This window comes from Aromatoleum evansii, from assembly GCF_045689615.1.
Lineage (GTDB): Bacteria > Pseudomonadota > Gammaproteobacteria > Burkholderiales > Rhodocyclaceae > Aromatoleum > Aromatoleum evansii.
The window spans coordinates 2518781-2530957 of sequence record NZ_CP141259.1; the positions used below are offsets into that span (position 1 = coordinate 2518781).

The following is a 12177-nucleotide window of genomic DNA, read 5'->3' on the forward strand; positions in this document are numbered from 1 at the left end:
GTTAGTGCCCTCCGTGCGCTGGGGCCGGTGCCACCGGCTCGCTAGCGGCCGCCGGTGCAGATTTCTCAATCCGGGTAACCACGAATTCGCCAGGCGCGCGCTGTATGAACTCGAAGCGCACCTTTGTGCCTGGCGCAACTCCGGCAGCGAGATCCTTCGATGCGATTCCGAAGTCCATCGTCATCGCAGGCCACTGCAGCGCGGGAATGTCGCCGTGCGTCAATGACACGGTGCCGGCAGCGTCATCGAGCGCGTCGAAGGTACCTTCCCCGCGGTAGATCTGCGCTGCTGCGGACGATCCCCCACCTTCTGCCGCCGTGGCATCGGTCAGGTTCGACAAAGCGGCCTTGAGCTGGCTTTCGGAGTCGATCAGGAAATTCGCCGACACGACAACACGATCGCCCGCCTGCACGCCGTCCGTCACTTCGACGTATTCCTTGCCGCGCTGGCCGATGCGCACCGGTTGCGGCTTGAAGCGTCCTTCGTCGAGCGCGAGCAGCACAACCTGGCGCTTGCCGTCGTCGATTACCGCTGAAGTCGGCACGGTTACTCGCTGGGTCGCCACGCCGGACGCGAGGTCAACGTGCGCGAACATCCCCGGGCGCAGCAGGCCGTCGCGGTTGTCAAGTTCGAGGCGGACTTGTGTGCTGCGCGTTTCGGTATTTAGCGTTGGGTAGAGATAGCCGACCTTCGCCTCGAAGCGGCGGTCCGGGAAGGCGTCGAGCGTGACCGACGCCAACTGGCCAACCCGGATGCGGGCGAGGTCGCGCTCGTAGATGTCGGCGATGATCCAGACCTTCGACAGGTCGGCGATGCGATAGACCGCGTCGCCGGGCATGAAGCGGGTGCCCTGTACCGCCTTCTTCTCAAGCACGACGCCGTTCGTCGGTGAATGGAAAGTCTGGCGCTGCGGCGTCTCGCCACTCGCGGGCGCGGCGATGTCCCAGTTGCGCAGGCGCGCCCGCGTCGCATCGGCGAGCCGACGAGCAGCGTCGGCAGCGACAGTATCGGTGGACGCGCTGTCGCGCTGCAGTCGCTCGGCGATGCGCAGCTCCTCGCCAGCCGATTGCAGTTCCGGGCTGTAGATCGTGAAGAGCGGCTGCCCGCGACGTACCGGATCTCCGACGGCATTCACATACAGGCGCTCGATCCAGCCTTCGAAACGCGGCGCGACATCCACGATCGCGCGCTCGTTGAGCTCGATACGTCCGGCCGCACGCACTACCGCATCGACGACGCGCATTTCGGCGACCGCCGTTTTGACGCCGAGAGTCTGCACGCGGGCGGGGCTCACGACGACCACTCCGCTATCGTCAGGCTTATCGTCGGCATACACCGGGATGTAGTTCATACCCATTGAGTCCTTCTTCGGCACGGGCGAGGTGTCGGGCAGCCCCATTGGGTTGCGGTAGTAGAGGACCTTGCGTTCGCCAGTTCCACTCGATGGCGTCCCACCTGCTGGCGCGGCCTCGCCCGCACCGACCACGTGGCTACCCGTTACCGGATCCTGTCTATCGGCGCGATTACCCGCCCAGTAACCGGCGCCCAACGCGAGCGCGACCGCCGCAGCAGCCAAGGAAAGTTGTACGCCGGGCTTCAAGGCATATCTCCTGCAAGTTTTTCAAGTTCAGCAAGCGCCATCCGAGTGTCAACGTCGGCCTGCAGCATCGCCATGCGCGTATCGACGAGTTGGCGCTCGGCTTCGAGCACGGTATCGAAGTCGACACGCCCCGTCGCGAATGCGGCGCGCGTTGCATCCCGTGTCGCCTCAGCTTGCGGCATGAGCGTCCCGCGCAACAGTTGCAGCGTTTCACGGCCGCTCGCGTACGTCGCGTAGGCACTGCCAAGCTCGCCCAGCAGCTTCGACTCGGCCGCGGCGCGCTTTGCGTCAGCGGCAGTGACCATCAGCGTCGCCTCACGTTCGCGCGCTCGACGAGCGGACTGCTGCAGCGGGATCATCACCTCAAACATCACATCCCAGGATTGATCACCGCCGCGAGGTTGGTTGTTGGTCAGGCCGAGACTGAAGTCCGGGTATCGGTCCCGCCAAGTTCGATCGCGCTCGATCCGCGCCGCCTCGATACCGCGATCCTCGGCGGCAATCATTGGGTTAGTCGCACGGGCGCGCTCGGCCAGGTCCGCAAGGATGAGCGTCTGTGGCAATGGCGCGGGATCCTGGGGCAAAGCAAGTTCATTGCCCGGCGCACGTCCGAGCAATGCGTTCAGTGCCGAGGCCATACCGCGGCGCCGCTGTTCGATGCCCACAAGCGCAAGACGTTGAGAGGTGATCTCACGCTGCGCACGCAATACCGCCTGCTGCGGCAGCAGGCCGAGTCGGTAGCGCGACAGCGTGATTTCCTCAAGGCTCTGCAGCAATGCGAGTCCGTCACGGTTCAGTGCGGCCTCGCGATCGGCCGCGTAGTAACGCAGCCACGCAATCTTGATCTCTGCAGCAAGATTGCGCCATGCTGCGTCGCGGTTCGCATCGGCCTGATCAGCACGCGCACTTGCCGCGTTCGCTGCTAGTTCGCGCTTACCCCAGCCCGGTAATGACTGGATGATGCGATAGCGCGTTTCCCCAACTTCGCCCGGAATAAGTGTCGTCGAGCCCCCACGCATCGTGTTAGTGAAGTCCATGAGTTCAATCTGAACGGTCGGATCGGGCAGCGCGCCCGCCGGTTCAACCCGTTCCCGGGCCGCGGCAGCTTCGGCGCGATCGCCCGCGAATGCCGGGTTGTTGAGGCGGGCCTGTTCTATCAGACCGACCACATCGGCACCCAACGGGGGGGTTTGGGCGTGTGCGGCGCCTGCCCCCAGACTGGCGGCGAGCACGGTAATGCCTACGACTCTATGCAAGGAACGGAGGCCGAGAATATGCGTTTTCATCCGAAACGACTTGAAAATAGAGGCCGATACAATCGTAAATGACAGGTGCCCACGGCGTCCGGGACTACACCCCTCCCGGTGACGCTGGCGTCAGTTTGCGGCTTCAAGCTTTGTGACAGTGAACACGCCATCAACGCGCTCGGCCCTGAAGCGGACCTTGTCGCCTATTCTGACCTGATCGAGCATGGATGCATCGGCGGCACGGAAAACCATCGTCATTGCCGGCATGGCGAGATTTTCGAGCGGACCGTGGCTGATCGTAATTTTGCCGGTGCTCTTGTCAATCTTCTTGATCGTTCCGTCAGACAGCGCCGATACGACCTCGCTACCGCTGTCGGCAGCGCCAGCATGATGGGCATCGTGGCCGTTCGACGCAAAGGTCGGAGTGGCCATTGCGAGTGCTGCGAGGAGCGCAACGGTCGGAAGATTGCGTTGGGTAAGCATGACAAATCCTGCGTCGTGACTAATTGAGACTCAGTATGAAGAGTCGATTTGAACCGGAAGGTGACTGGAAAATTACTTTTTTGTCAGCTTGCATGGATCAATCGGCTCAAGCTTGGGACACAATGATCGTACCGATCATGCCCGCTTGGTAATGACCAGGGATCAGGCAGGCGAACTCGAAGCGCCCGGGGCGATTGAACGTCCAATTGATTTCGCTCATCCCGCCCGGGGCAACGTGAGTCATCCACGGCGCGTCATGCTCCATACCGGGGAACTTCGTCATCAATTCAGCATGCTCATGGAGTGCCCACTTTGTCCCGATGACCATTTCGTGGAGAACGTTATCGACGTTGCGATGAACAAAGCGGATCGTTTCTCCAAGGCGTACTTCGATGCGATCGGGCGAGAAGCGCATTCCATTCGTTATTAGAATGGGGACAGTACGACTTGCCTCGCGCGGATCGCCGGCCACCCCCCAGTCCTTCTGTTCATTACTAACCGTCGCAGGTCTGATGGCGGAGTGCGTCGCTTCTCCGTGAGCCAATGCTGCGCGACCAGCAAAGAGTGAGCCTGTCGCGAACAGGCTCGTAGCCAAGAAATGACGTCGTGACCTCATTGGTTCTCCATTATCATAATCGAATATTTCATACAGTTCGGGAAGAAGTGGGCAGTGGTCCAGCATCAGTGCCCCGGGTGACGTCTGGGCCGGCGAACATTGATCGTTCCGGGAGAGCCGGTGGTAGTCCCCGGCATTGATTGACCACCTGCATCGAGTGTCCGCGCCGGGTCCATGACACCCCCTGCCCACTCATGAGCGACACGCCCCGCCCGATGTTTGTACCACCCGGGGTTCGAGTAGTCTCCTGGCCTCTGATCACGCCGAACCTTGACGACGGTAAACATGCCGCCCATCTCGACTGCGCCGAACTGCGCTTGGCCTGTCATCATCGGCAGGGTGTTGTCTGGCAGCGGCATCTCCATTTCGGCCATCTCAGCCATGCCGCGCTCGCCCATCGCCATATAGTCCGGTACGAGTTTCTGGATGCGCTCGACAAGACCTCTGTGATCGACTCCAATCATTGTCGGTACGTCGTGACCCATCGCATTCATCGTGTGGTGCGACTTGTGACAATGCAGCGCCCAGTCGCCTTCCTCGTCAGCGACGAACTCGATCTGACGCATCTGGCCAACCGCGATGTCGACGGTAACTTCGGGCCAGCGAGCCTCCTTCGGGATCGGACCACCGTCCGTCCCCGTCACTTCGAACTCGTGTCCATGCAGGTGGATCGGATGGCTGGTCATGGATAGGTTGCCAATTCGAATCCGTACGCGATCGCGACGGCGCACGTTGAGCGAATCGATGCCCGGGAAGACGCGGCTGTTGAACGTAAACAGGTTGAATTCAAGCATCGTATGGGTCTTGGGGGTATAGCTGCCGGGCTCTACGTCGAACGCGCCCAAGAGGAAGCAAAAATCGCGGTCAACAGGGTCGATCAGCGCATGCCGGTTACGCGGATGCGTGACCCACAACCCCATCATCCCCATCGCCATTTGCACCATCTCGTCGGCGTGGGGGTGGTACATAAAGGTACCCGGCCTGCGGGCGATGAATTCATAGACGAATGTCTTGCCAGGAGGAATATGCGGTTGCGTCAGCCCCCCAACCCCGTCCATGCCGTTGGGCAGACGTTGCCCGTGCCAGTGGACCGTCGTATGCTCGGGGAGACGGTTCGTGACGAAAATGCGCACCCGATCGCCTTCAACCACTTCAATGGTGGGGCCCGGCGATTGGCCGTTATATCCCCACAACCTCGCGGTCATCCCCGGAGCGATGATGCGCTCGACCGGTTCCGCAACAAGATGGAACTCCTTGACGCCGCCGTTCATGCGCCATGGTGCTGTCCAGCCATTGAGGGTCACAACTGGGTTGTAGGAAGCACCATCGGCGGGTTGCAGCGGCATCGCCGTGTCGGCACTGTGCCGTAGGGCCACCTCGGGTAGAGCTGCCAAGGCAGCACGGCCCACCCCACCGATCGCAAGCAAGCCTGCACCCGCGAGAAATTGTCGTCTATTGGGCATTCTCAGTGCTCGCCATACTAGTGTTGAGCGACAGGTACCGCCGGGCCTGATCGCAGGACCGTCGGCGCAATCGGGTAACCGAGCAAGGTCGCACTCAGTGCGGCGTCCGCAAGCCAGAAGTCACGCTCAGCTTGAATGGCCTGAATCACGCCTAACGTCTGGTTGCGGGTCTCCGCGAGAAGCTCGAAAATGCTGATAAACATCCCGTTGTATTGGAGAACCGCCTCGTCCGCGATGCTTCTGCGCAACGGGATGACCTCGTCGCGGTAATGGCGTACCAAGTCATACGCGTTGCGATACCCGTCATAGTTCGAGCGCACCTGCGAACTGGCATTGCGAACGACCTGTACGGTACGGTTGACCGCAGCGAGATAACGCGCCTGGTCTCCCGCGCGGCGTGCGTCACCGAAGTCGAATATCGGCAACGGCAATTCGATCTCAAAACCACGCTGTGGGCGCGTGCCTGTCTCGCTGTTGCGCACGCCAGCGACCTCGATCCCATTGACTACGCTGCTCACCTGCGTAAGTCCGAGATCTTTCGCGGCTGTTTCAAGTGCAGCGCGTGCGATACGGACGTCGAGGCGCTCGTCGACTATCGTGCGAGCAACCGTCGCTTCGTCGATCGGTTCCCCCGGCAAATCCGGCAAGCGCTCCGGGAGTCGAAGGGCAAGCGCCTGGTGAGGCGACAGGCCTATCAACTGAATGAGGTTTTCGCGGGTCCGTACCGCATCCTGACGCGCACGAATCTGAACGCTCACGGCATCTGCATACTGCGCTTGTTCTCGCGCTTGCTGAAGACGACTGTAGTTGCCCGCGCTCTGCATACGGCGCGCGAGTTCGGCTGTCGCTGCCGTGGCACTGGCCACCTGGTCGTGGTAATTGGCGACCTGTAACGCCGAAACAGCCTCGACCCATGCGCGGCGCACGTCAGTTACAAGCGCCAAGACCGACGCCGAGGCCCGCAACCGGATTTCCCGTTGTTTCAGCTCGGCGCGGTCGAGACGCGCAGGCAGGAGTAACACGTCAAGCAGTGAGAAGCTCAGCGCTCGGCCAAGCTCGAGTTCGTGCTCGCCGCCTCCCGAACGCAGCAGACGCTCGAAGCTAAACACCGGGCCGGGGACGCGCGCTGAGCGCGTAGTGTCGGCCGATGCCGCCGCCGCTTCTGCAAGCACCACCTGAAACGCCGGACTATTGTTGAGCGCTATCCGCACGGCATCATCCTTACGCAGCGGCTGAGCCAGCAGGCGAGCGACTTCCGCCTCCACCTCGACGCGATCAGGATCGCTACGCAACCATCGTGGCACGCTTCCAGCATGTTCCTGACTGAATCGCGCTACCGCCTCGTAGTTACTGTCAATTTCGGCCGTTGCGCAGCCCGTCAGGATGCCAGCGGATACCAAGACAAAAGACGTGGCGGCCTTCACCTCATATCCTCCGTCCTTCCACCCTGTGGCGCCGCATCGTTCGAAATCGGCGTAGTGTCGCGATTACCGTGACGGCCCTCCTCTCGACCCACCTCATCGTTGACCTCACGCCATGGACGAAGGGGCTCGTCCGCGCCGTAAGAACGGTAGTTTTCAAGCACGGAACGGAACGAGGGCACCTCAATTCCGACATCCGCGCCTGTCGCAAATGTGGCGTCGCGCACGCGGGAGGATTCTGGTGGCGAGGACACGTTCGACGCCGCGGCTCGGCCTGTGTGAACTTGCAAGGCCAGACAGACGAGCGCCGCAGCGCTCCGCCACGAAATGGCGAAACAACCGCTCTTCATCGGGGATTCATTCTTTCTTGTGGCCTTAGCCCCGAGGAGCCTTCCCAGAGGCAAACCTCCTCTTATTTCATGGGGTTCGTCGGCTCAGCCTTCATGTGCATTTCCATCATCTGCTGCAGCATGTCCATGCGCTTTTCCATCATTCGCATGTGGTCACGCATCATGTCTGGCGCTTTGCCGCCCATCCTGCCAGCGGCCATCGGGCATTCAGCTGGCATGTCACGCATCGCCGACTCCATGGCGTGCACCTGCTCTTCCATCAGGGCCATGCGACGCGCGGGGTCTTTCTCCGAACGGATCGCCTTCATGCGCTGTTGGAGCGCGGGCATGCTGGCAGCGGGCCCTGTCGTGGCGGGTGTCACTTGCGCCACGTCGGGATGATGACTTTGGTGCTCCTCATTCGTCGGCGCTGCCGCAAACGTAACAGACATCGCAGCCGCGGCAGTCAACGCGAACACAACGTGCATCACCATAATCGGTTTCATACAACTACCTCCTTCGAAAGGATAGAAGCGATGCCCTCGGTACGGACCGACACATCGCCATATTGCGACTCAGAAGGTGTCAGAAGTCTGTCTCCCGAATTACATCTTGGTAATCTCGAATTGAAGCCCGGTTTAGCGATGCAAAATGTCGTCGCATGAACGAGATAGAGGGCAACCATGAAGATCCTGATCGTTGAGGATGAGCCGAAAACCGGCGATTACCTGCAGCAGGGGCTGGGCGAAGCCGGCTTTGTTGTGGACCTCGCGCGCGACGGGCTGGATGGCCTGCATATGGCGCTCAATGGCGAGTACGACCTGATCGTGCTCGACGTAATGCTCCCCTCACTTGATGGCTGGGGCGTGCTTCGAACCGTCCGACGTAGCGGCAGAGAAACGCCAGTGCTGTTTCTTACTGCACGCGATCAGGTCGAGGATCGGGTACGTGGTCTCGAGCTCGGGGCCGACGACTATCTAGTGAAACCCTTTGCCTTCTCGGAACTGCTCGCGCGCGTGCGCACATTGCTACGTCGAGGAAAGGCCAAGGAACCTGAGGTGTTCAGGGTTGGGGACCTCGAACTTGATCTTCTGCGACGGCGAGTGACGCGTGCAGGCATAAAGATCGATCTCACAGCGAAGGAGTTCTCATTACTCGAACTGCTGTTGCGTAGGCAGGGCGAAGTGTTGCCGCGGTCATTGATTGCCTCGCAAGTGTGGGACATGAACTTCGACAGCGACACGAACGTCATCGAAGTCGCAGTTCGGCGGTTGCGAGCGAAAGTCGACGAACCCTTCGAACCAAAACTTATCCGTACCGTGCGTGGCATGGGCTACGTTCTGGAAGTACCGGAGGCTCAGTGAAGTTCCGGTACCCTCTATCGCTCACCACACGACTTGCACTGCTCTTCGCACTGACGGCAGCGAGCTTACTGATTGCCGTCGGCGTACTGCTCGGTCGTGCAGTGGAAGCGCACTTTGCTGAACTCGACGACCATGAATTGCGCGGAAAACTCGCGCTGATCGAAAATCTGCTCCAGCGGGCCGATTCGCCGTCCGCACGGGATATGCTGCCCCAACGACTCGACGACGCTTTCGTCGGCCATGATGGTATCGCGGCGTTCTTGCGCGATAAGGACGGGGTTGTAAGTTACGCAATCCATCCAAGCTCTTTTCTGACGGGAATCCTCGCCGGAGAGGCATTACCATCCGGCATCGCCAAATGGGAGAAGGATGGACACCACTATGCGGGACGTGAGCAGTCGCTGCGTATGCCGCGGGCCGACGGAACAACGACCTATATTCGCGCTGTGGTCGGACTGGATATCACCCACCATGCAACTTTTCTCGACGCAGCGCGGCTTCGCCTTTGGCTTGCCATCTCATTCGCGGCGGTAATGGCCGCCCTGCTCGGCTGGTGGGTCGCGCATGCGGGTCTCGCCCCCTTACGCCGAGTAACCGAGATCGCTCGCGGGGTGTCAGCTGAGCGTCTTAGCCAACGCTTGACGGAAGCCAAGGCGCCGGTTGAAGTGCGTGAACTCGTCGACGCCTTTAACGGCATGCTCAGCCGCCTCGAAGCTGCGTTTCAACGTCTATCCGACTTTTCGGCCGATATTGCCCATGAACTGCGGACCCCCATCTCGAATCTGATGACGCAAACGGCCGTTTCCCTGTCCCGAACGCGTACCGCCGACGAATATCGTGAGGTCTTAACGTCAAACCTTGAAGAATACCAACGGATCGCGCGGATGGTTGCCGACATGCTGTTCCTGGCAAAAGCGGATAATGGGCGCCTGCCTGGCCCACACGAACTGGTGGCCTTGGCCGAGGAGGCGCGTGCGCTCGCGGAATTCTATGAAGCACTTGCCGAGGAGCACGATGTCAGCGTGGTGGTACGAGGCGCAGCAACGGTCCACGGTGATCGCTTGATGCTGCGGCGCGCGATCTCAAATCTGCTATCGAATGCCCTGCGCCACTCGCGCGCGGGAAGCACTATCGAGATTGATGTCGCCGATGACGGCCCTCAAGTCATGCTCCGCGTTCAAAATCGCGGAGACACAATTCCGGCAGATCAACTATCACGCATCTTTGAACGTTTCCATCGTGCAAGCGCCGAGCGACATCATCACGGAGAGGGCGCCGGGCTCGGTCTGGCAATCACCCGTACGATCGTCGAGACACATGGCGGAACGGTAGACGTCGAATCCGCCGACGGCGTCACCGCATTTCGCATTCATTTGCCGCGCTCGATCCATGGCCAGACGAGCATAGAGTAGAGTTTGCCCAAGGTATTCGCCAGGAGTGACCGATATGACCATCAATGCACTGTTTCCGATCCGCGAGCGCGCATTGCTTGCCGCAACTGCGCTGTCCCTCACGTTCAGTCTGTCTCCTGCGCTTGCAGCAGGTGACGAAGTCATCGTTTACAAGGATCCGAATTGCGGCTGTTGCGGCAAATGGGCAGAGCATATGCGATCCCAGGGCTTCAACGTCAAGGAAATTGCCACACCGAAAATGGGCGAGGTGAAACGCGACGCCGGTGTCCCGACGGCGCTTAGCTCGTGCCACACGGCCAAGGTCGGCGGCTACGTCGTCGAAGGGCATGTGCCCGCTTCGGATGTGAAGCGGTTGCTGGCAGTCAAGCCGAAGATCGTGGGCATTTCCGCGCCCGGAATGCCTCAAGGATCCCCGGGAATGGAGGGGCCTTTCCCCGCTGACCGTTACGAAGTCGTCAGCTTCGACGAGAAGGGCGTGATCACCACTTTCGCAAGGCACTGAACCGGGGGCAGGCGCGGCACTATCGCACAGAGATGCAAAGTGCCGGCCTACCTGCGCGGCGTGCCTCGCCCCCCTCCTCGGCAGACCCACGAGCCAGACTGCTGCATCGCGGCTGAACACGGCTAGCGCAGGCGTTCTACCATTCCTCGCACAGGAGGGACCCATCGCCATCAACGCCGATGCGCGATCCTTGGCGGCGGGCATATGCTTTATGCCCATGCTCCGGACCTTTGCGTTCTCGATGACAACTCAGGACGGCGTAGGCGATGTGTCCGGGGGCCGGATGTGTGGGCAGCGCCCCCCCATTTGGGCAGGATTGACCACCTCAATTTACGCTGTTAGAAATGATGCTCAAGTCAATGAGGGGTCCTTATGCATGATGCTCTGTTGCCGATTGCGCAAGCTTACAAGGCCGATCCCGAATCAGTCTATAGCACTTGGTTCATCAGCAGCGAAGACCGGATCAAGGCGTTTCGCAGCATTCGCCGTGGTGTTGCAGCGGTCGTCGACGATATCAAGCATCATCGCTTCCCGAATGACTTCAAGGGATCGTCCTTGGAGTTCGTACTGGCGTGCATTTCCGAACAAAAACAGGTATTCGAAGGGGCCGCACATCCGTTCTACTGGAAGCCAAAATTGCGTATCCCCGACATCTACGAGCATGATCTCAACAAACAGGCATTTGGCGAGTTCCTCTACGCCTGTCTCGGAACTACCGATGTACGGGCGCTCGAAAGGGAGGTTCTGAAACTCGCCGGTAAGCGCATCAAAGGCTTGGGCCCAGCCGTCGCGAATATTCTGTACTTCCTGCATCCGACGCATTTCCCACCGTTCAACACGGCAATGCTGAACGGATTCAACGCGCTGTTTAGGACAAAGAAGAGACTCGGCTCGTGGGACAGCTATCTGGAAATGCGGGAGACAATCATCGTTGCCAACGCTGCACTGGGCATGCTCTCACGAGATCTGGGCGCATTCAGCGGCATGCTTTTCGAGATTGGCGTCGGACGGCTCGGAACGACCGATGATGATTCGAGTGCCCTGACCATCGAACGTGAAAAAATCGAGCAGGTGCGTCGCAAGCGCCACGCCCAGGTCGAACAAGACATGGCGGAGGAGCGCCTGCATACGAAGGTCCAATATCAACTGATCGAACTGGGCCGCGCACTGGGCTATGACGTGCTGGTCGCCCGCAATGACCGCAGCGCCCTCTACCGCGGCCGCGCGCTGGGCTACCGTTGCCTGGAGTGTCTGCCAGACCTTGGGCTCCCACCAGAAGTGCACGCCACCGCAGAACTCATCGATGTCTTGTGGCTATACCCTGGCGAACCGAGAATCGCGAGTGCCTTTGAAGTGGAGAAGAGTACGTCGATTTATTCGGGAATCCTACGCCTTGCCGACATGGCATTGTCGATTCCGGGCCGGCATGAGCATCTATATTTGGTTGCTCCGGCTGCACGCGAGAAGGAGATCGTCGTGCAACTCAAGCGCCCGATGTTCCAGCGCCACGAGGACTTCTCACTGAGTTATATCCTGTTCGAGGATCTTGACCAGCATTTCGAATCGCTGTGCAAGCTCGGCGAAGATCGGCGGATTCTCGAGCGCCTTGCGTGTCGCTGTGTCGCATGATGGAGAATATTTGGAGAGACTTGCCGCTCGGCAGGAGCGCCCGTAGATTGCATTTCACAGCCACAACCACGCGGTTGACATTACCCGCCGAACGTCTCAGCCGTCTGGCAG

At 60.3% G+C, this 12177-nt stretch carries 11 protein-coding genes; 4 read left to right on the top strand and 7 right to left on the bottom strand.

What is annotated here, in order from left to right; genetic code table 11:
• Window position 1: 1 nt before the first annotated feature.
• The 7 genes from U5817_RS11805 to U5817_RS11835 all read right to left on the bottom strand — a co-directional run bounded on the left by U5817_RS11805 (window position 2) and on the right by U5817_RS11835 (window position 7665).
• Window positions 2–1600 carry an efflux RND transporter periplasmic adaptor subunit gene (locus U5817_RS11805; RefSeq protein WP_026296314.1) on the bottom strand — a complete coding sequence of 533 codons (1599 nt, stop codon included), beginning with the start codon at window positions 1598–1600 and terminating at the stop codon, window positions 2–4.
• Window positions 1597–2886: a TolC family protein gene (locus U5817_RS11810; RefSeq protein ID WP_026296313.1), complete on the bottom strand. Its 1290-nt coding sequence runs from the start codon at window positions 2884–2886 to the stop codon at window positions 1597–1599. Before U5817_RS11810 ends, U5817_RS11805 begins: the two co-directional genes overlap by 4 nt.
• Before the next feature lie 90 nt (window positions 2887–2976).
• On the bottom strand, window positions 2977–3330 hold the full coding sequence (locus U5817_RS11815; RefSeq protein ID WP_018992652.1) for a copper-binding protein: 354 nt from the start codon (window positions 3328–3330) through the stop codon (window positions 2977–2979).
• A 106-nt stretch (window positions 3331–3436) separates the two neighbouring features.
• Window positions 3437–3946, bottom strand: a complete 510-nt coding sequence (locus tag U5817_RS11820; protein ID WP_026296312.1) for a cupredoxin family protein — start codon at window positions 3944–3946, stop codon at window positions 3437–3439.
• A 65-nt stretch (window positions 3947–4011) separates the two neighbouring features.
• The gene (locus U5817_RS11825; RefSeq protein ID WP_026296311.1) at window positions 4012–5409 is read right to left on the bottom strand and encodes a copper oxidase; all 1398 of its coding nucleotides are present in this window, start codon (window positions 5407–5409) and stop codon (window positions 4012–4014) included.
• 17 nt (window positions 5410–5426) lie between these two features.
• Window positions 5427–6833, bottom strand: a complete 1407-nt coding sequence (locus U5817_RS11830; RefSeq protein ID WP_018992649.1) for a TolC family protein — start codon at window positions 6831–6833, stop codon at window positions 5427–5429.
• A 409-nt stretch (window positions 6834–7242) separates the two neighbouring features.
• A complete protein-coding gene (locus tag U5817_RS11835; protein WP_018992648.1) occupies window positions 7243–7665 on the bottom strand; it encodes a hypothetical protein in 423 nt (140 codons plus the stop codon).
• Window positions 7666–7842: 177 nt separating this feature from the next.
• Between U5817_RS11835 and U5817_RS11840 the strand changes: the two genes are divergently transcribed.
• From U5817_RS11840 to U5817_RS11855, 4 genes are all read left to right on the top strand, one after another.
• Window positions 7843–8523: a heavy metal response regulator transcription factor gene (locus U5817_RS11840; RefSeq protein ID WP_018992647.1), complete on the top strand. Its 681-nt coding sequence runs from the start codon at window positions 7843–7845 to the stop codon at window positions 8521–8523.
• Window positions 8520–9935, top strand: coding sequence for a heavy metal sensor histidine kinase (locus U5817_RS11845; RefSeq protein ID WP_026296310.1), 1416 nt, complete (start codon window positions 8520–8522; stop codon window positions 9933–9935). The genes U5817_RS11840 and U5817_RS11845 overlap by 4 nt, the downstream gene beginning before the upstream one ends.
• Window positions 9936–9969: 34 nt before the next feature.
• Window positions 9970–10437: a DUF411 domain-containing protein gene (locus U5817_RS11850; RefSeq protein WP_018992644.1), complete on the top strand. Its 468-nt coding sequence runs from the start codon at window positions 9970–9972 to the stop codon at window positions 10435–10437.
• A 372-nt stretch (window positions 10438–10809) separates the two neighbouring features.
• On the top strand, window positions 10810–12066 hold the full coding sequence (locus tag U5817_RS11855) for a hypothetical protein (protein WP_018992643.1): 1257 nt from the start codon (window positions 10810–10812) through the stop codon (window positions 12064–12066).
• The last annotated feature ends 111 nt before the right edge of the window (window positions 12067–12177 follow it).